General features: G+C 73.3%; 20 protein-coding genes and 1 pseudogene. 10 read left to right on the top strand and 11 right to left on the bottom strand.

Annotated features, from left to right (window positions below; all coding sequences use genetic code 11):
* Positions 1-103 precede the first annotated feature (103 nt).
* The gene (locus tag O7635_RS15180; protein ID WP_278081068.1) at positions 104-1090 is read left to right on the top strand and encodes a D-alanine--D-alanine ligase family protein; all 987 of its coding nucleotides are present in this window, start codon (positions 104-106) and stop codon (positions 1088-1090) included.
* Here O7635_RS15180 and O7635_RS15185 read toward each other — a convergent pair.
* From O7635_RS15185 to O7635_RS15195, 3 genes are read right to left on the bottom strand one after another with little or no spacing between them, the layout of a single operon-like run.
* Positions 1041-1502, bottom strand: coding sequence for a hypothetical protein (locus tag O7635_RS15185; protein ID WP_278081069.1), 462 nt, complete (start codon positions 1500-1502; stop codon positions 1041-1043). The two genes, O7635_RS15180 and O7635_RS15185, sit on opposite strands and share 50 nt — an antisense overlap.
* Entirely contained in the window at positions 1499-2914 is a 1416-nt protein-coding gene (locus O7635_RS15190; protein ID WP_278081070.1) for a HAMP domain-containing sensor histidine kinase, read from the bottom strand. Before O7635_RS15190 ends, O7635_RS15185 begins: the two co-directional genes overlap by 4 nt.
* Complete coding sequence (locus O7635_RS15195; protein ID WP_278081071.1) at positions 2911-3597, bottom strand: response regulator transcription factor; 687 nt, start codon at positions 3595-3597, stop codon at positions 2911-2913. The genes O7635_RS15190 and O7635_RS15195 overlap by 4 nt, the downstream gene beginning before the upstream one ends.
* Positions 3598-3691: 94 nt before the next feature.
* Here O7635_RS15195 and O7635_RS15200 point away from each other — a divergent pair, with 94 nt between their 5' ends.
* The 4 genes from O7635_RS15200 to O7635_RS15215 all read left to right on the top strand — a co-directional run bounded on the left by O7635_RS15200 (position 3692) and on the right by O7635_RS15215 (position 7151).
* The gene (locus O7635_RS15200) at positions 3692-5050 is read left to right on the top strand and encodes a cytochrome ubiquinol oxidase subunit I (RefSeq protein WP_278081072.1); all 1359 of its coding nucleotides are present in this window, start codon (positions 3692-3694) and stop codon (positions 5048-5050) included.
* 4 nt (positions 5051-5054) lie between these two features.
* Positions 5055-6299, top strand: a complete 1245-nt coding sequence (locus O7635_RS15205; RefSeq protein ID WP_278081073.1) for a cytochrome d ubiquinol oxidase subunit II — start codon at positions 5055-5057, stop codon at positions 6297-6299.
* A 97-nt stretch (positions 6300-6396) separates the two neighbouring features.
* On the top strand, positions 6397-6531 hold the full coding sequence (locus O7635_RS15210; protein WP_278081074.1) for a hypothetical protein: 135 nt from the start codon (positions 6397-6399) through the stop codon (positions 6529-6531).
* A complete protein-coding gene (locus O7635_RS15215) occupies positions 6528-7151 on the top strand; it encodes a hypothetical protein (protein ID WP_278081075.1) in 624 nt (207 codons plus the stop codon). Before O7635_RS15210 ends, O7635_RS15215 begins: the two co-directional genes overlap by 4 nt.
* Here O7635_RS15215 and O7635_RS15220 read toward each other — a convergent pair.
* The 3 genes from O7635_RS15220 to O7635_RS15230 all read right to left on the bottom strand — a co-directional run bounded on the left by O7635_RS15220 (position 7137) and on the right by O7635_RS15230 (position 9468).
* A complete protein-coding gene (locus O7635_RS15220; protein WP_347405282.1) occupies positions 7137-8345 on the bottom strand; it encodes a sigma-70 family RNA polymerase sigma factor in 1209 nt (402 codons plus the stop codon). The two genes, O7635_RS15215 and O7635_RS15220, sit on opposite strands and share 15 nt — an antisense overlap.
* Positions 8346-8371: 26 nt before the next feature.
* Positions 8372-8737: a YciI family protein gene (locus O7635_RS15225; protein ID WP_278081077.1), complete on the bottom strand. Its 366-nt coding sequence runs from the start codon at positions 8735-8737 to the stop codon at positions 8372-8374.
* A 104-nt stretch (positions 8738-8841) separates the two neighbouring features.
* Positions 8842-9468 carry a hypothetical protein gene (locus O7635_RS15230; protein WP_278081078.1) on the bottom strand — a complete coding sequence of 209 codons (627 nt, stop codon included), beginning with the start codon at positions 9466-9468 and terminating at the stop codon, positions 8842-8844.
* An 86-nt stretch (positions 9469-9554) separates the two neighbouring features.
* Between O7635_RS15230 and O7635_RS15235 the strand changes: the two genes are divergently transcribed.
* Positions 9555-10520 carry a glycosyltransferase family 2 protein gene (locus O7635_RS15235; RefSeq protein WP_278081079.1) on the top strand — a complete coding sequence of 322 codons (966 nt, stop codon included), beginning with the start codon at positions 9555-9557 and terminating at the stop codon, positions 10518-10520.
* On the opposite strand, the gene O7635_RS15240 is transcribed toward O7635_RS15235, so the two are convergent.
* Entirely contained in the window at positions 10492-12012 is a 1521-nt protein-coding gene (locus O7635_RS15240; protein ID WP_278081080.1) for a glycosyltransferase family 2 protein, read from the bottom strand. The genes O7635_RS15235 and O7635_RS15240 overlap by 29 nt on opposite strands.
* Before the next feature lie 100 nt (positions 12013-12112).
* Here O7635_RS15240 and O7635_RS15245 point away from each other — a divergent pair, with 100 nt between their 5' ends.
* The gene (locus O7635_RS15245; protein ID WP_278081081.1) at positions 12113-12898 is read left to right on the top strand and encodes an alpha/beta fold hydrolase; all 786 of its coding nucleotides are present in this window, start codon (positions 12113-12115) and stop codon (positions 12896-12898) included.
* A gap of 76 nt (positions 12899-12974) precedes the next feature.
* Positions 12975-13415: a hypothetical protein gene (locus O7635_RS15250; RefSeq protein ID WP_278081082.1), complete on the top strand. Its 441-nt coding sequence runs from the start codon at positions 12975-12977 to the stop codon at positions 13413-13415.
* Positions 13416-13419: 4 nt separating this feature from the next.
* On the opposite strand, the gene O7635_RS15255 is transcribed toward O7635_RS15250, so the two are convergent.
* Together O7635_RS15255 and O7635_RS15260 are read right to left on the bottom strand one after the other, a co-directional pair.
* Positions 13420-14064 (bottom strand): response regulator transcription factor, encoded by a 645-nt coding sequence (locus O7635_RS15255; protein ID WP_278081083.1) that lies wholly within the window; start codon positions 14062-14064, stop codon positions 13420-13422.
* Positions 14061-15143, bottom strand: coding sequence for a histidine kinase (locus O7635_RS15260; RefSeq protein ID WP_278081084.1), 1083 nt, complete (start codon positions 15141-15143; stop codon positions 14061-14063). The genes O7635_RS15255 and O7635_RS15260 overlap by 4 nt, the downstream gene beginning before the upstream one ends.
* A gap of 145 nt (positions 15144-15288) precedes the next feature.
* Here O7635_RS15260 and O7635_RS15265 point away from each other — a divergent pair, with 145 nt between their 5' ends.
* Together O7635_RS15265 and O7635_RS15270 are read left to right on the top strand one after the other, a co-directional pair.
* Complete coding sequence (locus O7635_RS15265; RefSeq protein ID WP_278081085.1) at positions 15289-16257, top strand: DUF418 domain-containing protein; 969 nt, start codon at positions 15289-15291, stop codon at positions 16255-16257.
* Positions 16258-16339: 82 nt separating this feature from the next.
* On the top strand, positions 16340-17320 hold the full coding sequence (locus tag O7635_RS15270; protein WP_278081086.1) for a beta-ketoacyl-ACP synthase 3: 981 nt from the start codon (positions 16340-16342) through the stop codon (positions 17318-17320).
* A gap of 59 nt (positions 17321-17379) precedes the next feature.
* On the opposite strand, the pseudogene O7635_RS15275 reads toward O7635_RS15270, so the two are convergent.
* Together O7635_RS15275 and O7635_RS15280 are read right to left on the bottom strand one after the other, a co-directional pair.
* Positions 17380-18873: pseudogene (locus O7635_RS15275) on the bottom strand (glycine hydroxymethyltransferase); the annotation flags it as partial.
* Between the two features lie 113 nt (positions 18874-18986).
* Positions 18987-21926 carry a M36 family metallopeptidase gene (locus O7635_RS15280; RefSeq protein ID WP_278081087.1) on the bottom strand — a complete coding sequence of 980 codons (2940 nt, stop codon included), beginning with the start codon at positions 21924-21926 and terminating at the stop codon, positions 18987-18989.
* Positions 21927-22055 lie beyond the last annotated feature (129 nt).

The raw sequence follows: 22055 nt of genomic DNA on the forward strand, positions 1-22055 counted from the left end.
GAGGATCGGCATCGGCCGCTGGGTCGCCGGCGCTACCAGGGGGTGGCGGCATGAAGATCGGCATCGGCCCGTGGGTTGCCCGGCGCTGCCAGGGGGTGGCGGCATGAAGATCGCTGTGTTGTACGGCGGCCGCAGTGGCGAGCACGAGGTGTCCCGAAACTCCGCGGCGAGCATCATCGCGAACCTAGGCCCCGCGTACGACGTGACCGAGGTGTTGATCGGCCGCGACGGGCAGTGGCACGTCGACCAGACGCCCGTCGACCTCGCCGGCGCACTTAACGAGCTGACCCACCAGGACGTCGTCTTCCCCGCCCTGCACGGCCCCTACGGGGAGGACGGCACCGTGCAGGCCGTGCTGGAGTGGATCGGCGTCCCGTACGTCGGTAACGGGGTGCTCGCCAGCGCCGCCGGTATGGACAAGGCGGTCACCAAGACCCTGCTCGCCGCCGAAGGCCTGCGGGTGGCCGGCGGCGTGACCCTGCGCGCGGGCCAGCACCCGACGGACACCGACCAGCGGCTCCCCGTGTTCGTCAAGCCCGCCCGCGCCGGGTCGAGCCTCGGCGTCTCCCGGGTCACCGACTGGTGGCAGCTTCCGGAAGCGCTCGCCACGGCGCGCATGTTCGACGACAAGGTGCTGATCGAGCCCGCCATCCGCGGCCGCGAGGTCGACGTCGGCGTGTTGGAGCATCCGGACGGCCGCGTCGAGGCCGGCCCGCCGCTGGAGATCAACGTGACCGGCGAGGGGTTCTTCGACTACGACGCGAAATACCGCGCTGGCGGCGCCCACTTCCAGATCCCGGCCCATCTCGACCCCGCGATGACCGAAACGTTGAAGGACCGGGCGATCCGCGCATTCCAGGCGCTCGGGTGCCGCGGCCTGATCCGGGTCGACTTCTTCCTGCCCGACGACGAGGACGAGCCCGTCGTCAACGAGGTCAACACGTTCCCGGGGTTCACGAGCCAGTCGCAGTACCCGCAGATCTGGCAGCGGGCCGGCATCGCCTACCCGGAACTCCTGGACATCCTCATCGCCGGCGCCCTCAGAAATCGGCAGGGCAGGTCAGCGGTCCCCGGCGCTGCTCGCCGTTGACCAGCGTCACCGGCGCATACGCCGTAGTCGCCTGCACCGTGCAGACGATCTGCATGACCGCCAGCACCGACAGCGCCCGCACGTCGGTCGCGACCGTGACGATCGTGCTGTCGCCCTGGTAGCCCACCTTCGCCGGCCCCAGCCCAGCCGGCACCTCGGTGGTCAGGCCGGCGGCTGCCTCCTCAGGCGTGGGCCCGGCCGCCAGCAGACGCAGCGCCGACGTCGCGTCGGCGGGCTTGGCCACCCGTGTCACGACCGCCGTCTCCCCGTCGGCAACCAGATAGAGCCGCAACCCGGCGACCGTGCCGGCCGGCGCCGGTCCACCGTTGATCACCACGGTGGGCCGCACACCACAGGCGGCGAGCAGCAGGGCGGCCAGGATGCCGAGCACGAGCAGCCCACGCCGGATCACGACGCGACCCCCGTGGTGGGCAGGCGCAGCGTGAACACCGCGCCCTGCGGCGACCGGTTGCCGGCGACCAGCGTGCCGCCGTGCAGCCGGGCGTTGGCCAGCGCGATGGCCAGCCCCAGTCCCGCGCCGTCCGAGCGGCTCCGGGCGGTGTCCGCCTTGTAGAACCGGTCGAACACCCGATCGCGTACGTCCGGCGCCAGCCCTGGCCCGTGGTCGGCGACCGTCAGCTCCACCCAGCCCTGCGGCGCCCGCAACCGCACCGTCACCGGGGCCGCGCCGTGCCGCAACGCGTTGCCGACCAGGTTGGCCACGATGACGTCGAGGCGACGCGGGTCGAGGCGGGCCACGATCCCGTCCGGCAGGTCGGTGTCGACCTGGTCGGTCCACCCGCGCGCCCGCAGCGTGGCCCGGACCGCGCCGGCCACGTCGATGTCGTCGCGGGACAGCGCGGCCGTCCCGGCGTCGAACCGGCTGATCTCGATCAGGTCCTCCACGAGCTGCGCCAGGTTCTGCGTCTCCTGGCTGACCAGCCGGGCCGCCTTTCCCGCGTCGCCGGGCAGCCGGGCCGACTCCTCGTCGAGCACGTCGGTGACCGCGGTCATCGCGGCCAGCGGCGTACGCAGCTCGTGCGAAACGTCGGCCACGAACCGCCGCGCGTCCGCCTCCATCCGGCGCAGCTCGCCCACCTGCCGCTCCAGCCGCTCGGCCGTCTGATTGAAGATCAGCGCGACGCCGGCCAGCTCGTCGGTGCCGCGCACGGTCGCCCGGCTGTGCAGGTCGCCCTCGCCGAGCCGGCGGGCCGCCCGGCCGAGCTCGCGCACCGGCCGCAGCACGCCACGGGCGGCGAGCAGGGCCAGCAGCACGGCCAGCACCAGCGAGGCGGCGCCGGTCGACCAGGCCAGCGCGGCGAGCTGGTCGATGCTGTGCTGCTCCTCGGCCAGCGAGTGCAGCCGGTAGATCTCGATGCCGGTCGGCTCCGACCCGCCGTCGGGCCGTCGCGCCCGCAGCTCGGTGCCGATCACCAGCATGGGGTTGCCGCCCGGGCCGGAGACCCGTTGCCAGACGACGTTGCCCTCGGGCACGGCCGCCCGCAGGTCCGCCGAGATCTCCTCGGCCGCGAGGCCGGCGGAGGAGTACGCGTCCCGGTAGAGCACCACGGCCGCATCAGGCCCTTGGGACAGGTCACGCGCGATGGCATCCAGCTGCGGAACGGACGGCGGAAGCTGGGCCACCGACGGCAGCCGGGACACCTCGTCGACCAGCGAGAGCACGGCCGCGTCCTGCGCCTTCTGCAGGATTACCGTGCGGGCCTGGCCGTAGCTGACCCCGGCGACCAGCGCCGTGGAGGTCAGTCCGAGCACCGCGAACGCGAGCAGCAGCCGGCCGCGTAACCCGAGGGTCCAACCGGTCACAGCGGCCCGAACCGGTAGCCGAAGCCGCGCACCGTCTGCACGTACACCGGGGCCGTGGTGTCGTCTTCGATCTTCGCCCGGAGCCGCTGCACGCACGCGTCGACCAGCCGCGAGTCGCCGAGGTAGCCCTGCTCCCACACGGCCTCGAGGAGCTGCTGGCGGCTGTGCACCCGGCCTGGCGTCGCGGACAGCTCGAGCAGGAGGCGCAGCTCGGTCGGGGCGAGGGTGACGGGCTCGCCACCCTTGCGAACCACGAGGGCGGCCCGGTCGATGCTGAGGTCGCCGTGCTTCTCGACCGCGGCGGCCGGCTCGGGGGACCGCGCGTTGGTGCGCCGGAGCACCGCCCGGATCCGCGCCTCGAGCACGCGGGCCTGCACCGGCTTGACCACGTAGTCGTCGGCGCCGGCCTCGAGCCCGGCCACCACGTCCATGTCGTCGTCGCGGGCGGTGAGCATGATGATCGGCAGATCCTGGGTCGCCCGGATGCGGCGGCAGACCTCGAAGCCGTCCATGCCGGGCAGCATCAGGTCGAGCACGACGACGTCGGCCGCGGCGGAGGAGAGGTGCGCCAGGGCGCGCTCGCCGCTGTCGACCGCCTCGACGGCGTGGCCCTGCCGGGTGAGCGCGATCCGCAGACCTTCCCGCACCGTGTGGTGGTCCTCGATCAGCAGCACCCGTGACATCGCACAACTATCGCATTAGCCGCCAAGACGACCCGCCCTCACGTTGTGCGTTTGCCCACGTAAGTCGGTTACCGGCGCGTAGCGTGACGTGTCGATGACCGAGATCCTGGCGCAGGACTACCTGCTCGAAGCGCGTCAGATGCAGGCACTCTCCTTCGTGGTGCACATCCCGCTGGTCTGCTTCGGCATCGCGTTCCCGGCGTTCGTGCTGTTCGTCGAGTGGCGCTACCTGCGCACCGGCGACGAGCTCTATCGCACGCTGGCCCGCCGCTGGTCCAAGGTGCTGGTCGCGCTCTTCGCGGCGGGCGTGGTCACCGGCACCATCCTCAGCTTCGAGCTCGGCCTGCTCTGGCCCAACTTCACCGCCACCTTCGGCGAGGTGTTCGGCCTCGGCTTCGCGATCGAAGGGTTCTCTTTCTTCACCGAGGCGATCTTCATCGGCATCTACGTGTACGGCTGGGACCGGCTCTCGCCCCGCGCCCACTTCCTGTCCGGCCTGCCGATCGCGGCCGCGGGCGTGGTCGGCTCGTTCATGGTGATCGCCGTCAACGGCTGGATGAACCACCCGAAGGGCTTCACCTACGAGAACGGCCAGGTCGTCGAGTCCAACGCCGCGAAGGCGCTGTTCGCCAACTCGTACTTCTGGCACGAGTTCGTCCACATGTACGTCGCGGGCTTCATCGTCGCCGGCTTCCTGGTCGCCGCCGTGTACGCGGTCTATGCGCTGCGCGGCCGGTGGGGCCGCTACGAGCGGACGGCGTTCGCGGTGCCGATGACGGCCGCCGCGGTCGCCTCGCCCGTGCAGCTCCTGGTCGGCGACTGGGCCGCCCGGGAGGTGGCGAAGAACCAGCCGGTCAAGCTGGCCGCGATGGAGGGCCTCGGCCAGACCACGAAGGGCGCGGCGCTGCACATCGCCGGCTGGTACCAGAACGGCGAGGTGGTCTGGGGCCTCGGCATCCCCAAGCTGCTCTCGTTGCTGGCCTTCCACGACATCAACGCGACCGTGCAGGGGCTCGACACCGTGCCCGTCGAGGACCAACCGCCGGTCAACGTCGTGCGGTACGCGTTCCAGACCATGGTCGGCGCCGGGACCGTGATGGCCCTGGTGGCGGTGCTCTTCCTCTACATCCGCTGGCGGAAGAGCCGCCTGCCGGGCAGCCCGTGGTTCTACCGCGCGGTCGTGCTCTGCGGGCCGCTGTCCGTGATCGCGCTGCTGGCCGGCTGGATCACCACCGAGGTGGGGCGGCAGCCCTGGGTCGTCTACAACGTCATGCGCACCGAGGAGGCGGTCACCGGCGCGTCCGGCATCCCGGTGGGCTACGGCGCGCTCGCGGCCGTCTATCTCGGGCTGGTGATCGCGGTCGGCTGGGTGCTGGTGCGGCTGGCCCGCTCGCCGATGCCGTCGCCGCCGGAGGACACCCACGCCGTCCATCCGCTGAGCCGCGCCGAGTGACGCCGTGGTGTTGCAGACCATCCCGGCCGCCGTCGTCGTCATCGGCCTGATCCTCTACACGCTGCTGGCCGGGGCGGACTTCGGCGCCGGCCTGTGGCAGCTCTCGGCGGGCGGCGGACGCCACGGCCGCGCGATCCGGGACCTCGCCCACCACGCCAACGCGCCGGTCTGGGAGGCCAACCACGTCTGGCTGATCCTGGTGATCACGGTGCTCTGGACGGCGTACCCACCGGTCTTCGGGGCCATCTTCTCGACCCTGGCGATCCCGATCTTCCTCGCTGCGCTCGGGATCGTCCTGCGGGGCATGTCGTACGCCCTGCAGAACGCGGCCGACCACCGCCAGCGCCGCTACATCGACGTCTCGTTCGCGTTCGGTTCGATCCTCGCGTCGTACATGCTGGGCACCGTCATCGGCGCGATCGCCAGCGGCCAGGTGCCGCCCGGCAACGCGCTCGGCGCCGAGGTGGCGAGCTGGACCAACGCGACGTCGATCCTGGCCGGGTTCCTGGCCGTGGCCACCGGCGCGTTCCTGGCCGCGGTCTTCCTGGCCGCCGACGCCCAACGGGTACGCGAACCCGCGCTGGTCGAGTCGTTCCGCGCGCGGGCCCTGCTGTCCGGCGTGGTGGCCGGCGCCCTCGCGCTGGCCGGCCTGTTCGTGGTGCGGCACGACGTGCCCCGGCTCTTCGCCGGGCTGACCTCGGGCTGGGGCCTGGTGCCGGTGGTGGTCAGCGGCGTGGCCGGCCTGGCCGCGATGGGCCTGGTGCTGGTGCGCCGGTTCACCGCGGCCCGGCTGAGCGCCGCCGTCGCGGTCGCCGCGGTGCTCGTCGGCTGGGCGGTCGCGCAGCGGCCCTACCTGCTGCCGACCACGGTCACGATCGAGGATGCGGCGGCCGGCGACACCACGATGATCGCGCTGATCGTCTCGTTGGCCGTCGGTGCGGTGGTGCTGTTCCCGAGCCTGGTGTTGTTGTTCCGGCTCACCCTGGTCGGCCGGTTCGACCCGACGACGGAGGGTCCGGAGCTGGTGCGCACCGGGCCGGTGAGCAGGGAAGGCCGCAAGCACGCGGCGCAGACCGGCATCGGGTTCCTGGTCGCCGGCTTCGTGCTGCTCACGATCGCGGAGCCGACCGTGTCACACATCTTCGGCCTGATCTTCCTGGGCATCGCGATGGTGGCGGGGTTCCGCGCGGTGGGGCCGACGGACCTGGGCAGCCGCTCGGCGCCGGAGGTGTCGACCCGTCGCCGCTAGCACTTCGGATTTTTCGGACTTGGGTGGTTCATGCCTGTGGCGGAAGTCCGGCTCCCGGCAGAGAATGCGCAGCTCAAAGCCTTGTACAGTGCCCGTCATGGACATTGGCAAGGAGACGCACGAGTACGAGTTCGCGCCGTTGCGCAGCGACCCGTTCGCGCCCGCCGTCGAGCCCGCCACCACCCCCGCCCCGGCCGAGCCGGCGCCCGTGAAGGAGCCGGCGACCACGTGAGCCGGTCGCCCTTCCAGGACGAGTTCAGCGCGGACCGGCCGACCACCCTCGTCGCGGGCGCCCTGCGGGGCTACCGGCAGTGGGAGGTCACCCTCGACATGAGGCTCAAGGCGGTGACCCAGAACCACATCTGGCACTCGCCCATGCGCGCGATCTGCCGCCACCCCGACACCGACCACCGGGCGCCCGCCCGGGACTGTGCCTGCGGCATCTACGCCTGCCACCGTCCCGACGACGACCAGCTCGCCGCGTCGTCGGTGCTGCACCCCGGCTGCGTCGTCACCGGCGTCATCGAGGCCTGGGGCCGGGTCGAGGTCGGCGAGCGGGGCTTCCGCGCGCAGCACTCGCGGATCGTCGCGCTCGAGTACGCCATGCCGACCCAGGCCAACCTGGTCCGGGCGCTGGGTGAGTCGCGCTACATCTTCGACGAGCGCCGGCGCACCGAGCTGCCCGACGGTCGCGTGGTGAAGACCGTGGAGCTGGTGCTCTACCTCGGCCACCCGCGCAAGTGGGAGGACAAGCTGGCGGAGCACTACCCGTCGGTCGAGGTCTTCGCCGACCGGGCCGCCATGGTCCGCGCGTACCCGCCCGTCGACGTCGCGGGTCTACTGCCCCGCTAGGGCCGCCCGGCGCCGCTCCAGGAAACGGCGTTCGGCCGCGTTGCCGGTGCGGGCGATCGCCGCGTCGTAGGCCTGCGCCGCCTCGGCCCGGCGGTCCAGGCGGCGGAGCAGGTCGGCCCGCACCGAGTGGTAGAGGTGGTAGCGGTCGAGGTCGAGCGTCGCCACGATGGCCAGCGCCGCCTCCGGGCCGTCGACCTCGGCCACCGCGACCGCCCGGTGCAGCGCGGCGACCGGGCTCGGCGCGATCGCCAGCAGCTGGTCGTAGAGCGTCACGACCTGCCGCCAGTCGGTGCCTCCCGCGTCGGTGTGCACGGCGTTGACGGCCGCCTGGATCTGATAGGGCCCCGGTTCGCCGCGGTCCAGGCAGCGCCGCACGAGCGCCCGGCCCTCCGCGATCCGCGCGGCATTCCAGCGGCCACGGTCCTGATCGGCCAGCAGCACCAGGTCGCCGTCGGCGGTGGTGCGGGCGGCCCGGCGGGCGTCGGTGAGCAGCATGAGCGCGAGCAGCCCGAGCACCTCCGGCTCGTCCGGCAGCAGTTCCGCGAGCAGGCGACCGAGCCGGATCGCCTCGCTGGTCAGCGGCTCGCGGGTCAGCTCGTCACCCGAGGTCGCGGCGTACCCCTCGTTGAAGATCAGGTAGACCACCGCGAGCACGGACCGGAGTCGCTCGGGCAGCTCGGCGGCGCTGGGCACGCGGTACGGGATCCCGGCGTCACGGATCTTGCCCTTGGCCCGGACCAGCCGTTGCGCCATCGTCGGTTCCGGCACGAGGAAGGCGCGGGCGATCTCGGCCGTGGTGAGCCCGCCCAGCAGCCGCAGCGTGAGCGCCACCCGGGCCGGCTGGGCCAGCGCCGGGTGGCAGCAGGTGAAGATCAGCCGCAGCCGGTCGTCGCCGACGGGGTCGGGTTCGGCCGGCGCTTCCGGCGCGAGCAGCCGCACGGCCTCGGCCTGGCGCGCGTCCCGGGTCGACTCCCGGCGGGCCCGGTCGATCGCGCGGTTGCGGGCGGTGGTGATGATCCAGCCGGCCGGGCTGGGCGGCAGACCGGTCTCGGGCCACCGGCGGACCGCGGTGACGAAGGCGTCCTGGACCGCGTCCTCGGCGGTGTCGATGTCGCCGAAGACGCGGACCAGCACCGCCACGGCCCGGCCGTACTCCGCGCGGAAGACCTGCTCGATCTCCGCGGTATCCGTCACAACTGGCATCCTGCCAGCCGCGCTGTCTAGGGCAGGTGCGTGCCCGGGTCGCCGTGGAACGGGCGGACCTCGATCGGCAGCCGGGTGGCCCGGGCGAACTTGCGCGCCCAGCCGAGCGCCTCGTCCAGGTCGGCGGCGGCCAGCACGGTGAGCCCGCCGACGTGCTCCTTGCCCTCGGCGTACGGGCCGTCGGTCGTCGCCACCTCGTCCCCGTCGAGCCGGACCACCGTCGACGTGCTCGGCGGGTGCAGTCCGCCCGCGAACACCCACGCCCCGGCGGCCCGCAGCTCCTCGTTGACCACCTCGACGTCCTTGATGATCGGCTCCAGCTCCTCCGGTGGCAGCCGCGCACCGTCGCCCGGCTGTTGGACGGTCAACAGGTAGTGCCTCATCGCTTCGACCTCTCTCGCGGGGGCCGGAAGCGGCCCCACCCACAGCTACACGAACGCCCGTGGGCCGGATCGACACCCGGTTCCAGATTCTTTCGCGGCCGAGCTCAGGGGGCGGTGGCCGGGCGCCGGGCCACGGTGATCGCGCGGTAGAGCAGCACGATGCCGACGATCTGGGCCAGATGGTAGAGCGAGTCGCCGTCGAGGTAGGCGAGGTCGGCCGGGATCACCCGGGTGGCGGCCGCGGCGCCGCTGGCGACGATCGCGATCAGCACCGGCAGGGCCAGCGGATGGCGGCGGCTGGCGGCCCAGCCCCAGAGGCCGACGATGCAGGCGAAGGTGATCGACTCGCACAGGATCAGGGCGCTGATGCCGGCCCCGGTGGTGATGACCAGACCGAGGTACGCGCCGAGCCCGGCCGCCCGCAGCAACCAGAACACCCGCCGGTGGCCCGGGCCGAGCACCTCCTCCACCGTGGCGGCCAGCAGGTAGGAGACGCCGAGCACGATCGCGACGCTGATCAGCGTCCAGCTCACCGTCGCCACCGAGGGCCACCGGACGAGGAACCCGTGATGGACGAAACCGCCCAGCGCCGACACCGCGAGCCAGCCGAGGGCGAACTCCCAGTAACGGTGGGCCGGCGCGACCCGACGCCGCAGCAGCGCGATCGCCAGCGCGCACACGACCAGACCGAGCAGCAGGTCGGTGAGGGCTTGCGCAGGCTGCGCCAACATCACTCCACGTTACGCGCGCCTACTCGCCGCACGGGCGTCATGTCGACTTCACCGGTTGTTCGGGCCGCGCCGATACGTTCCGCCGCATGTCGGCGATCCCGGACGTCAGCGTCGTCATCCCCACGCGCGCCCGGCCGGCTCTGGTGCTGCGGGCCGTGGGGAGCGTGCTGGCCCAGACGTTCGACAACCTCGAGGTGATCGTGGTGGTCGACGGGCCGGATCACGCCACAGTCGAGGCGCTGGCCGCCGTGGCGGACCCCCGGTTGCGTACCCTCGTGCTCCCGCAGCAGGGCGGCGCGCCCAACGCCCGCAACGCCGGCGTCGGCGCGGCCCAGGGCGCCTTCGTCGCGATGCTCGACGACGACGACGAGTGGCTGCCCGAGAAGCTGGCGGTCCAGCTCGAGCACGCCAAGTCGGCCGACGCGCCGCTGCCGATCGTCACCTGCCGCGTGGTCAACCGCACGCCGCGGGCCGACATCGTCATGCCGCGCCGGCTGCCGGAGCCGGGCGAGCCGCGCAGCGAGTACCTGACCGTCCGGCGCGGCCTGTTCCACGGCGACGGCTTCGTGCAGACCTCGATGATCCTGGCCCCGGCCGCGCTGTTCCGGCAGGTGCCGTTCACGGCCGGGCTGCCCCGCCTGCAGGAGCTCGACTGGACGCTGCGCGCGCTGGCCGTCGAGGGCACCGACCTGTTCGTCGCCCCCGAGCCGCTGGTCGTCTGGCACACGGACGAGGACCGGCCGCGGCTGAGCCTCGCGTCCCCCTGGGAGCAGATGTTCGCCTGGTCCCGGCGCAGCCGGCCGCTGTTCACCCCGCGGGCGTACGCCGCCGTGACGTTGAGTGTGATCAGCTCGGTGGCGGTGGCCAGCGGGAGCTTCCGGGTGCTGCGGGAGGTGCTCCGCGAGGCCCGCGCGCACGGCCGCCCGGGCCTGCTCGACTACCTGACGTTCCTGCAGATCTGGCTGCTGCCGCCGGGCCTGCGGGCCAGGCTGCGCGACCTGCTGCTGCGCCGCCGCCCGGCCGTCAGCGGCGCCGGATCAACCGCGCCTTGAGCTGGCGGCTGGTCAGCCAGCCGACCATCACCGTCGCCCGGGCCAGCGACCGCACACCGCCGACTTCCACAGTGGACTGCATCGGGCGCTTCCGCCGCCCCGTCGGCGCGGCGATGCCCACCGCCGCCGGGGTTTCGGTCCGGCTGCCGAACACGGCGGTGACGGCGTCGCAGCGGGACTCGTCGGGCGCCCGCACCAGCTCGGCCCGGCGCAGCGCCGCGGTGCGCCACAGCAGCACCGGCTCCGCCGTGCCGACGCGGACCAGCCCGACCTGATGGTGGTCGGCCAGCTCGACCAGGTGGCGCAGGCTGTCGGGCGCCAGCTGGTGTGCCGGCGGGAGCTCCAGCAGGAACGGCGCCGGGAACGGGTCCGGCGGCTCGGTGACCAGCCGGACCCGCGGCTCGCCCCGGTAGGTGGCCGCGATCAGCCGCAGGTCGAGGTGCGGGTCGGCCAGCGGCGAGACCCGGGTGTCGTCGAGCTTGTCCCAGGGGCCCAGCAGGTTGACCCGCACGTCGAGGTCGGTGCCGCGGAGCACGGCGTCGGTCGCCGCCCGTACGTGTTCCAGCGGCTCGTCGCCGACGGGGACGACCACCTCGGCCAGCGGCACCGTCCAGACCGTGCCGCCGACCTTGCGGGAGTGCCGGGGGTACGGGATCCGGTCGGCGAAGAACGCCTGGTTGTAGCGCGCCACCTGCTCGCGGGCCCGCATCACCTGGGTCCGGCCGAGGTGCCAGGCGCGGGCCGCCGGCTCCGGCACGAACACCGCGCCGGCCTGGGCCAGCCGGTAGCCGAACTCGGTGTCCTCGCCGAGCCGCAGGTCGGTGTCGAACCCGCCGGCCGCCTCGTAGAGCTCCCGGCGCAGCGCGGCCGTGGCGCCGACGTGGATCCGGAAGGCCAGGTGGTCGGCGGTGCGGAGCTGGTCCGTCTGGGTGATGTAGCGCTCGACGTAGCTGTGCGGCTCACCGGCGGCGCCCCCGAACAGCTCGTCCGGCTCGCCGGCCCGCCAGATCGCGTCGACCGTCTCGGCCGCCGGCCACGGGCCGTGGGTCTCCGGGTCGACGAAGCGCTTGTAGCCGAGCGTCACCGCGTACGGCAGGACGTGCTGCCACCGGGCCTGCGCCGCCACGTGCTCGGGGTAGACCACCATGTCGGCGTCGAGCCAGTGCAGGATCTCGCCGGTGCTGTGCCGTACGCCCGTGTGCAGGGCGTTGGCCCGCCCCCAGCCGGACTCGACGCGGACCAGCGTGGTGCGGGCCGGCCGGATCGCCGGCAGCTCCAGGGCCGGCTCGGACCCGTCGTCGACGACGACCACCTCGAGCAGCTCGGCCGGGTAGGTCTGCCGGCTCAACGAGGCCAGCGTGAGGTCGAGCGTCGCCTGGCAGCGATAGGCCGGAATGATCACGCTGACCGAGCGGGACGGCCGCCAACCGGCCAGCTCCGGCACCGCGACCGTCGACCAGTCGTTGCGAACCACCCGCGGGATGGCGTGCATTGCCAGAACCTCCTGCGGTGGCCGCCCGTACGGCCGCAGAGGCTAACGCAGGTTGGTTAACGCAAGGTGACCTGCGGCGGCCCGGCGCTAAGGTGCGTCGATGACGGTCGGTCGGCTGCGCCGCGGCGACACCACCCTGGCGTACGCGGACCCGGGCGGCCCGGCGCCGCCGATGGTGCTGCTGCACGGCCTGGCCGGCCACCGCGGCGAGTGGGACGCGGTGACCGCCGCGCTGGCCGGCCAAGCGCGGGCCGTGACGCTGGACCAGCGCGGCCACGGCGCCAGCACCGCTCGGCCGGGTGACGTCTCGCGGGCGGCCTTCGTCGCCGACGTGGTGGCGCTGATCGCGCACCTGCGGCTGCCACCGGTGGTGCTGGTCGGGCAGTCCATGGGCGGCGCGGTCGCGCTGCGCGCCGCGGCGGGCCGGCCCGACCTGGTGCGCGGCCTGGTGCTGGTGGAGGCGAGCCCGGCCGCCGGCACCCCGGACGACCGGCGGCGGGTCGCCGACTGGCTCGCCTCCTGGCCGGTGCCGTTCGCGACCCGGGCGCAGGCGGCGGAGTTCTTCGGCGGCGGCCCGGTGGGCGCCGGCTGGGCCGCCGGCCTGGCGCGCGCGGCCGACGGATGGCGCCCGCGGTTCGACCGGCAGGTGCTGGCCGCCGTCCTGGCCGACGACGGGGACGCCTGGGCCGAGTGGGCCGCGCTGCCGATGCCGGTGCTGGTCGTGCTGGCCGAGCACGGGATCGTCGGGGCCGCGGACGAGGCGGCGATGCGCGGCGCCGGCCGGGAGGTCGTTCGCTTGCCCGGCGTCGGGCACGACCTGCACCTGGCCGATCCGGCGGGGCTGGCCGCGCTGCTGCTCAGGTTCCCGAGCCGGCATCCTGTTTGATCGCCGAGCGAGCGGGTAGGGGCCCGCACATCCCCCCTGTCCGCACGAGGTTGTCGCGAACAAGGAGGAGAGTCACGTGTTGCTGCTGCGAGATCTCGCCCATCAGGCCCCGTTGCGGCTGGCCGCCGGAGCCTTCGTGCTCAACTCGGGGCTGGAGAAGCGCGGGGCCGACGAGGTGACGGCCAAGGGCTATCACGGGCAGGCGGCCACGGCGTACCCCTTCCTGGGTGAGATGGAGCCGCGCAGGTTCCTGAGCCTGCTCTCGTCCGCCGAGATCGCGGTCGGGTCCGTGCTGCTGTTCCCGCTGGTGCCGGAGGGGCTCGCCGGGCTCGCGCTGACCGGGTTCGCGGCGGGGCTGGTGGGCTTCTACCTGCGTACGCCCGGCCTGCGGCGCAAGGGCAGCCTGCGCCCGACGGACCAGGGCATCCCGCTGGCCAAGGACAGCTGGCTGCTCGGCATCGGCCTGTCGTTGCTGGCCGACGACCTGGTCCGCAACATGTACCGCCTGCGGCGGTGACGGCTCAGACCACGCCCGACTCGTGGGCGAGCAGGCCGGCCTGGGTGCGGTTCTCGCAGTCGAGCTTCACCAGCAGGCGCGAGACGTAGCCCTTCACCGTCGCCTCGGACAGATGCAGGCGGCGGGCGATCTGCAGGTTGGAGCGGCCGGCGCCGAGGTGGCCCAGCACCTCCACCTCGCGTTGCGTGAGCCCGGCGACCAGCGCGCGCAGCCGCTGCCGGTGCTCCTGCGGCGCCGCCGACGCGCCGACCAGGCGTTGCGTGGCGATCGGCGACAGCACCGTGTGGCCGGCGGCGGCGACCCGCACCAGGTCGACGAGGTCCTCCGGGGCGGTCGACTTGAGCAGGAAGCCGACGGCGCCCGCGCGCAGGGCCCGCAGGACGTACGCGTCGAGGTCGAACGTGGTCAGCGCGACGAGCTTCGGCGGCGCGGGGCGGGCCGCGATCCGCTCGATGGCCGCCAGCCCGTCGACGCCGGGCATCCGCAGGTCCATCAGCACCAGGTCGGGGCGCAGCCGGACGGCCGCCTCGACCGCCTCGGCCCCGTCGTAGGCCTCGCCGACCACCTCGATGTCGGGCGCGCTGCCGAGGATCGTGCGCAGGTGGGCGCAGACCAGCCGCTCGTCGTCGACCACCAGCACCCGGATCATCGGGCCGCCACATACGCCGGCAACGCGGCCTCGACCGCGAAGCCGCCGTCCTCGGTGGCGCCCGCCGCGAACCGGCCGCCGACCACCTCGACCCGTTGGCGCAACCCGTCCAGCCCCGTGCCGCCGCCGACCGCGGCGAGCTCGGGGTCCGGCGCGCGCCCGGACGGCGTGTTGGCGACCGTGAGCCGGACGTCCTGCGGTCCATAGTGGACGTCAATGGCGACCCGCGCGGCCGGCGCGTGTTTGTGCACATTGGTCAGTGACTCCTGCACCACCCGGAAGACGGTGCGCCGGACGGTCGGCGCCAGCCCGCTCGGGTCGCCGGTCTCGGCGAGCCGCACCGGCAGGCCGGCGGCCCGGGAGTCGGCCACGAGGCGGCTCAGGTCAGGGGCGTCGTCCGCGTCCCGGCCGGGCGCGGGGTCGCCGTGGCGGAGCACGCCGACCACGTCGCGCAGCTCGGCCAGCGCCTGGCAGCCGGCCGCGCGCATCTCCTCGGCGGCCGCCCGTACGCCCTCGTCGGCGCTGGTCACTCGCAGCGCGCCCGCCTGCAGCACGATCAGGTTGATCCGGTGGGTGACCACGTCGTGCATCTCGGCCGCCAGCCGGGCCCGCTCGTCGGCCCGGGCCTGCTCGACCATCCCCGCCAGCAGCGCGCGCCGGGACCGCACGGCGGCGCCAGCGAGCGCCGAGGCGAGGATGACCGCGGGCGCCGAGATCGGGTCCGCGATCGACCAGGCGTTGGCGCCGACCGTCCAGCAGCCGACCAGGGCCAGCACCACCAGCCACGAACGGCGGGTCCGTTCGCCGTAGGCGGTCACCGAGTAGGGCACCAGCAGCACGGCCCACACCGGCACGACCAGGCAGACGGCGGCGACGGCCAGCCCGACCGCGTGCGGGTGCTGGCGGCGGCGCAGCAGCGCGGCCGCGGCGGCGAGCTGGGCCAGCACGTAGACCCAGGTCGGGGCGTCGATGTGCTTGGTGGCGAGGTTCGCGTCGCTGATCTCCAGCGCCGTTCCGGCGGCACCGGCGGCCAGTGCCGCGAGCACGTCCGCGGCACGGGGCGGGATCCGGCCGGTCACACGGGCAGCGTAACTTCGGGCCACCCGCGGCGCCCGGTGAGCGACCGGGTCGCGACGAAGCGACCGTCCGAATGCGACTTTCGTAGGGTCGGTCCGCTACCCGTGCCCCTGCCGCGCAGCGGTGCTGTCGCGGTGCGCTGGAGGCATGAGTGATCGGCGGATCCACGAGCTCGACGCGCTGCGCGGCCTGGCACTGGCCGGCATCGTCATGTTCAACATCGTGCAGATGACGCATCTGCACCGGCCGCAAGGGCCGGCGTCCGAACACGTCGGGGCGTACGTGTGGGAGCTGCTGTTCGTACAACGGCCGTTCCCGATCTTCTCCGTGCTGTTCGGCGTGAGCTTCGCGCTGTTCCTGCGCAGCGCGGCCCGGCGCACGGACCGGCCCAGGTTGGTGCTCGCGCGCCGGCTGCTGTGGCTGGCCGTCTTCGGCGCGCTGCACACGCTGCTGCAGCCGGGCGAGGTGCTGAAGTTCTACGCGGCCTTCGGGTTGCTGGTGCTGCTGCCGGCGTCGTACCTGAGCCGCCGTTGGGTGTTGGTCCTCGGCATCGTGCTCACCCTGGCCGCGGGCCTGACCTTCAACGGTGTCGCGGTGATTCCCGGCCTGTTCCTGCTGGGCCTGGCCGCCGCGGAGTACGGCATCCCGGACACCCTCGACCAGCGTGGCCGCCAGCTCGTCATCGCGTTCCTGGTCGCGCTGCCGGCCGCCGCCGCGATGGGCTGGTTGCAGTTCCTCGCCGGGGTCGGCCCGTCCGCCCACTACCGGGTGCTGCCGGCCGGGCTGGTGTTCGCGTTCCTGTTCATGGTCGGCTTCCTGTTGCTGCTCCGCACGCCGCTGCGCCGCCCGCTGGACGCGGTGCTCGCGCCGATGGGCCGGATGGCGCTGACCAACTACGTCCTCGCCTCGGCGCTGATCCTGTTGGGTGACCGGCTGTTCGCGATCGACGACTACACCGCGGTGGTCTGGCTCGGCGTCGCGATCGGCGTCCTGCAGGCCGTGCTCAGCGCCGCCTGGCTGCGGGCCTTCCGCTACGGGCCGCTGGAGTGGGTGTGGCGTCGGCTGACCTGGTGGCGGCCCGTGCCCATGCGGGCGGGCGTTTCGTCCGCCGTTTGAGGAAACCGGCCCGACCCGGCCCGCCGCTGGCTGTAATGGCTGTATCCGCGCCCTTGCACGCGCGGCCGAGGTGGTGATGCGGGTGGCGGCAGTGTCCGGTGGGAGTCGAGTGCTCAGCGTCGGCGCTTTCCGGCCCGCGCGGGTGGTCTCCAACGCCGAGGTCGTCGAGAAGATCGACTCCTCGGACGAGTGGATCCGCCGGCGGTCCGGCATCGTCACCCGGCGGTTTGCGTCCGACGACGACACCGTGGTCACCATGGCAGCTGCGGCGGGCCGGGAGGCGGTCGCCCGGGCCGGGCTCGATGCGACAGCGGTCGACGCGGTGCTGCTGGCCACCATGTCGTGGGTGCACCAGTCGCCGCCGGCCGCGCCGCAGGTCGCCCATGAGGTGGGCGCGCTCGGGGCGGCGGCGGTCGACCTCGGCGTCGCCTGCGCCGGGTTCTGCCACGCCGTCGCGATGGCCGACGCCTTGGTCCGCGCGGGCAGCGCCCGGCACGTGCTGGTGATCGGGTCCGAGAAGATGACCGACATCGTCGACCGCTCCGACCGCGCGCTGGCCTTCCTGTTCGCCGACGGCGCGGGCGCGGTGCTGGTCGGTCCCGCCGACGGGCCCGGCATCGGCCCGGTCGTCTGGGGCTCCGACGGGTCGCGGTCGACGCTGATCTCGCACGCGGTGCCGTGGACGAGCCTGCGCGAGCAGCCCGACATCTGGCCGACGATGACGATGGCCGGGCCCGAGGTGTTCCGGTGGGCCGTCGGCGAGGTGATCGAGACGGCCCGCACCGCGGTCAAGGCGGCCGGTCTCGAGCCGGGGGAGCTGGCCGCCTTCGTGCCACATCAGGCCAACGCCCGGATCACCGACAAGATGGCGGCGTCGCTGGGCCTGCCGGAGTCCTGTGTGGTCGCCCGCGACGTCGAGACGGCCGGCAACACCTCGGCCGCCTCGATCCCGCTGGCCCTGGACGCCCTGCTCGCCAGCCCCGACGCCCCGCGCGGCCCGGCCCTGCTGGTGGGCTTCGGCGCGGGGCTGTCGTATTCGGCGCTGGTGCTTGATCTCCCTTAGGCGGCGGCGCCCCGGTGGGCGAAGGCGTCCAGGCCGAAGTCGGCCGGGCGCACGTGGTCGAGGTCGAGGCCCGGGTAGAGCACGTGCTGGGCGAGCAGCGCGTGCACCCGCTTGCCGGCCTCGTCGACCGCGTCCGGCTGGGTGGTGAACTTGGCCTTGCTGGCCGGCTTGCCGCCCTCGCCCGCCGCCGGCGTGGTGGCGGCGAGCACCCGGGCGACGATGTCGGCGATCTCGTCCATCTCCGCGGTGCCCATGCCGAGCGTCGTCAGCGCCGGCGTGCCGAGCCGCAGGCCGCTGGTGTACCAGGCGCCGTTGGGGTCGCCCGGCAGGCTGTTGCGGTTGAGCGTCATGCCGCAGTCGCGCAGCGCCGACTCGGCCTGCCGGCCGGTGAGGCCGAAGCCCTCCTCGACGTCGACGAGCAGCAGGTGGTTGTCGGTGCCGCCGGTGAGCACGGGGACGTCGCGGCGCAGGAGTCCCTCGGCCAGGGCCTGCGAGTTGGCGACGATCCGCGCGGCGTAGTCGGCGAACTCGGGTCGCGACGCCTCGCGCAGCGCGACCGCCTTGGCCGCCATCACGTGCGAGAGCGGGCCGCCGAGGATCGCCGGGCAGCCCTTGTCCATGGCCTCGGCGTAGTCGCTGGTGCACAGCACCATGCCGCCGCGCGGGCCGCGCAGCGTCTTGTGGGTCGTGGTCGTGACGACCTGCGCGTGCGCGACCGGGTCGTAGTCGCCGGTGAACACCTTGCCCGCGACCAGACCCGCGAAGTGCGCCATGTCGACCATCAGCGTCGCACCGACCTCGTCGGCGATCGCCCGCAGCTCCGCGAAATTGATCTTCCGGGAGTACGCCGAGTAGCCCGCGAGCAGGATCAGCGGCCGCACCTCACGGGCCCGCTGCCGCACCGCGGCCAGGTCGAGCAGCTTGGTCTGCGGATCGACGGCGTACGAGTGTGCCTCGAACATGCGGCTGGAGATGTTGAACCGGTAACCGTGCGTCAGGTGCCCGCCGGAGTAGTAGTCCATCGCCAGCAAACGCTGGTTGTTGAGCTCCTGGCGGAGCTGGCTGAACTGCGCGGCCGACAGCTGCGGCAGCCGGGCGGGCGCGTCGGGCGTGCTGCCGAAGCGGGCGAGCACGTCGGCCTCGACCCGCGTGGCCAGGATGCCGAGGAAGGCGACGAGGTTGGCGTCGGCGCCGGAGTGGGGTTGCACGTAGGCGTGCTGCGCCCCGAACAGGTCGGTGGCCAACTTGGCCGCGGTCGCCTCGATGGTGTCGACGTTGTCGCAGCCGGCGTAGAAGCGGTGACCGGGGAAGCCCTCGGCGTATTTGTCGGTGAGCAGCGACCCCTGCGCGGCCTGCACCGCCAGCGAGCTGAAGTTCTCGGACGCGATCAGCTTGAGATGCGACCGCTGGTCGAGCAACTCCTGCACGGTCGCCGCCGCGATGCCGGGATCGACGGCCCGCACCTGATCGAGCATCGCGTAGAACCCGATGGCGGACGGGTCCACCCGCGCGGGGTCCACGGCCCCGAGATACCTGCCGACGATCGTCTCCATGGGCGCCATTCTCCGCCAGCCACCAGGCCCGCCGGCCAGCGGGTGTCCCCGGCGGGCGAAAGGAAGGGACCCTCATTAACGCTATGCGTTGACAAGGGTCCCTTTCTTTCGGATCAGGCCAGGAAGGCCTGGAACTCGGCGGCGCGGACGAAGTCGTCCTGGACGCTGCCGGCCGCGCAGTCGGTGGTGAACTGCGGGTCCTGGTCCTGCTCACCGGCGTAGGCGGGCGCGCCGGTGCACTGGTTGGTGACCACCTCGAAGCGCAGGTGGGTGGCCAGGGTCGGCGGGATTCGGAAGCCCTTCAGCTGCAGCTCCGGGGCCCGCGGCCGGGGCGCGACGGATGGGAACGCGTCCGCCGGGCTCGTGTAGACGGATCGGAAGTCACCCGGGTTCGCGCAGGTCACGCTGCCCCGGGCCACGCACGCTGACACCTTGAACTGGCGCAGCGCGGTGAATCTGTTCTGGCCGCCCGCGTCCGGGTCGCCGGTGATCGCCGGCCGGAGGAGCGCGCTGACCTGGACCCGGCTGACCAGCTGCGGGCCGCCGGCCAGGTCGACCGTGACCTGCTTGCCGGCGATCGGGCTGTTCAGCGATGCCCAGTTGGTGGCCTCGTCGTCGTCGATCAGCCGCGCCTGGTTGACGCCGTCGCCGGTCGCCGTGGCGCCGGCCGCGGCGGACGCGACGTTCTGCAGCATGATCACCGGCAGCGGCACGGTCTGGCCGGCCCGGACGGTGATCGGGCCGATCCGGACCAGGCCGCGGCCCGGCGCCTGGGCGACGAACTCATAGGCGCCCGGCACCAGCCGGACCTCGGCACCCAGCGGCGTCGCCGCGTCGGTGTCGGCCACCGGCACCGCGCGGGCCTGGTAGCGGCCCACGAACAGCTTGGCGCCGGCCAGCGGGCCGGTGCCGCCGCCGAGGGCGACCGGCTTGAACAGCACCCGGGCCTCGGTCGCGTGCGGCGACGCGAAGCTCGGCACCGGGTCGACGTCGGCCGGCCCGGCGCTCGCCGCACCCTCGCCGAGGCCGCGCTTGGCGAACGCGTTCCAGAGCAGGTCCTGGTTGGCGCCGCCGAAGCGGATGTTGTCGGCGGCCAGCATCGCGTCGCGGGAGTCGACCATGCTGACGCCGCTGACGGCCATCAACAGGTACGAGTCGAAGACGAGCTGCATCCACCGCCGGTTACCAGGGCACGCGGTGACGGGCCGCGAGCCGTTGGCGCACGCCTTCTGGATGGCCGGCGTGCCCGAGCCGTACCGCTTCATCATCGCGGCCCGGATGTCGAAGTTGGTCGCCGTCCACACCTCGCCCGAGGCGTGCACCTGCAGACCGACGAAGTCGTAGTCGAGCGAGCTGTAGTTGAGCGGACTCCGGCTCATGTTGTAGTTGCGGATGCCGGCGATCGGGTCCGACGTGACGTACTGCCCGATGGTGTAGGCCTGCAGGCCCGCGGGCGCGTAGCCGTGCTCGAAGAGGTATTCCATGGCCAGCTGGTCGGACCAGCTCTCGCTCATGCCCTGCGGGCTCGACAGGCCCATGTTCGGCCCGGCGATCATGCGGCCGGTCACCGCGTGCCCGTATTCGTGGGCGATCACCGACATGTCGTAGTCGCCGTCGACGCACGGCGCGTAGAACGTGCCGGGGATCGACTGCCACAGGTACATGTTGGTGATCGGCGGCGTGCCCTCCGGCGGCGTGATCTGGTTGGCGTTGTCGCGCGCGGCGAAGTTCGGGAAGCCGCCGGCGATGCCACCGGCCTGAGCGTTGCCCTGCTCGTAGTCGTCGCCGAGCCCACCCTTGCCGAAGTTCTCGTCCTGCATGTTCCAGGCCTGCTCGGTGAAGCCGAGATGGTACGTCCAGTCGTGCATCCGGTTGTGCATCGCGAACAGGTTGGCCCGGGCCGCGTCGATGTCGTTGCGTTCCGGTGAGGTGAAGACGGCCGGGTCGCAGCCCCGCTCGTACCACTGGTTGGTCCAGGGGTAGCGGTAGTCGCGGTCGGGCCGCGGCGTCGCGGTCTCCGTGCCGACCGTGAACGGGTCGGCGCTGTTCCAGTTGTGCACCGCGATCGAGTTGTTGCCGCGGGTCGTGTTGGTGGACTGCCCGGTCGCCGGGTCGACGTCCCAGGGCAGCGGTGAGGCCGGGCCGCCGACCGTCTCCGCGCACCCGGTGCCACTGGTCCAGCACCAGCCGACGCGGGTGTCCGCGGAGCTGTAGTCGACCCGCGGGCTGTGCGGGAAGACCTGCCAGCTGGGGTTTTCGGAGTCGTGGTCGACCAGGTCCTCCCGGACCAGCACGCCGCCGTCACGAGCGTCCACATAGGTCGAGTACGCGACCGGCTCGGCCCCGTTGGCCGCCAGCACGACCTGGTAGGCCGCGCGGACGCCCCGGTCGGCGGTCGGCACCGCGACGAGGTCCGTGCGCAGCACCTTGACGCCGCTCGCCGCCGCGTCGGCGGTCGCGATCCGTTCCGCGTCGGCCGCCGCCAGGGTGGCCGGCGCCGGCGCTCCGCCGTCGCGCGCCAGCGACGAGCTGACGTGCCAGACGGCGCCGTCGCGCACGCCGACGCTCAGCATGCCGTCGCGCCCGGCCGGCAGGTCGCCGAAGCGCTGCCGCATGATCACCGCGGCGCCCTCGCCCATCGGTCGCACGGTGAGCACCTCGAGTGCGGCCACGCCCGACTCGGACAGGCCGAGCAGCTCGCGGTTGGCGGCGACGTATTCCCGGGCGGCCTGGGCCGGGTCGGCGGACAGCCCGCCGGCCAGGGCCCGGCCGGTCGGCGTCACGAGCGCCGCGGTGCCGAGGTTGTTGAAGGTCACGCGGGCCTGGGCCCGGCTCGCCCGGTCGCGCTGCGCGCCGGTCGGCGCCACCGCGCCGCGGCGGTTGTCCTTGTCGCGGGATGCGGCGTGGTCGCCCTGCACGACGCCGCCGTCGGCCGGCCCACGCTCCCGCGGCGCCGAGCCCGCGGCGCCGCCGGCGGCGCCCGATGCGAGAACCAGCACCGCTGCGGTCAGCAGGACGGTGGACCCTCGTGAGCCAAGAAGTCGTCTTTGCACGGCCCCTCCTCTCCGGACGGCTGCGTTGCCGTCGGGGAGGAATCTATGACCTTGATCGACGCACGCCTATCCGCTGGATGGACCTGATTCGATTCGTAGAAATCGGACGGGGTTGCCGGACGAAGATCC

Source organism: Asanoa sp. WMMD1127, assembly GCF_029626225.1.
Taxonomy (GTDB): domain Bacteria; phylum Actinomycetota; class Actinomycetes; order Mycobacteriales; family Micromonosporaceae; genus Asanoa.

Bases quoted from the DNA above. Each gene is read 5' to 3' on its own strand.
- O7635_RS15210 (WP_278081074.1), top strand. From the start codon at position 6,397: ATGGACATTGGCAAGGAGACGCACGAGTACGAGTTCGCGCCGTTGCGC.
- O7635_RS15200 (WP_278081072.1), top strand. From the start codon at position 3,692: ATGACCGAGATCCTGGCGCAGGACTACCTGCTCGAAGCGCGTCAGATG.
- O7635_RS15265 (WP_278081085.1), top strand. From the start codon at position 15,289: ATGAGTGATCGGCGGATCCACGAGCTCGACGCGCTGCGCGGCCTGGCA.
- O7635_RS15245 (WP_278081081.1), top strand. From the start codon at position 12,113: ATGACGGTCGGTCGGCTGCGCCGCGGCGACACCACCCTGGCGTACGCG.
- O7635_RS15235 (WP_278081079.1), top strand. From the start codon at position 9,555: ATGTCGGCGATCCCGGACGTCAGCGTCGTCATCCCCACGCGCGCCCGG.
- O7635_RS15225 (WP_278081077.1), bottom strand. From the start codon at position 8,737: ATGAGGCACTACCTGTTGACCGTCCAACAGCCGGGCGACGGTGCGCGG.
- O7635_RS15255 (WP_278081083.1), bottom strand. From the start codon at position 14,064: ATGATCCGGGTGCTGGTGGTCGACGACGAGCGGCTGGTCTGCGCCCAC.
- O7635_RS15230 (WP_278081078.1), bottom strand. From the start codon at position 9,468: ATGTTGGCGCAGCCTGCGCAAGCCCTCACCGACCTGCTGCTCGGTCTG.
- O7635_RS15195 (WP_278081071.1), bottom strand. From the start codon at position 3,597: ATGTCACGGGTGCTGCTGATCGAGGACCACCACACGGTGCGGGAAGGT.
- O7635_RS15180 (WP_278081068.1), top strand. From the start codon at position 104: ATGAAGATCGCTGTGTTGTACGGCGGCCGCAGTGGCGAGCACGAGGTG.
- O7635_RS15240 (WP_278081080.1), bottom strand. From the start codon at position 12,012: ATGCACGCCATCCCGCGGGTGGTTCGCAACGACTGGTCGACGGTCGCG.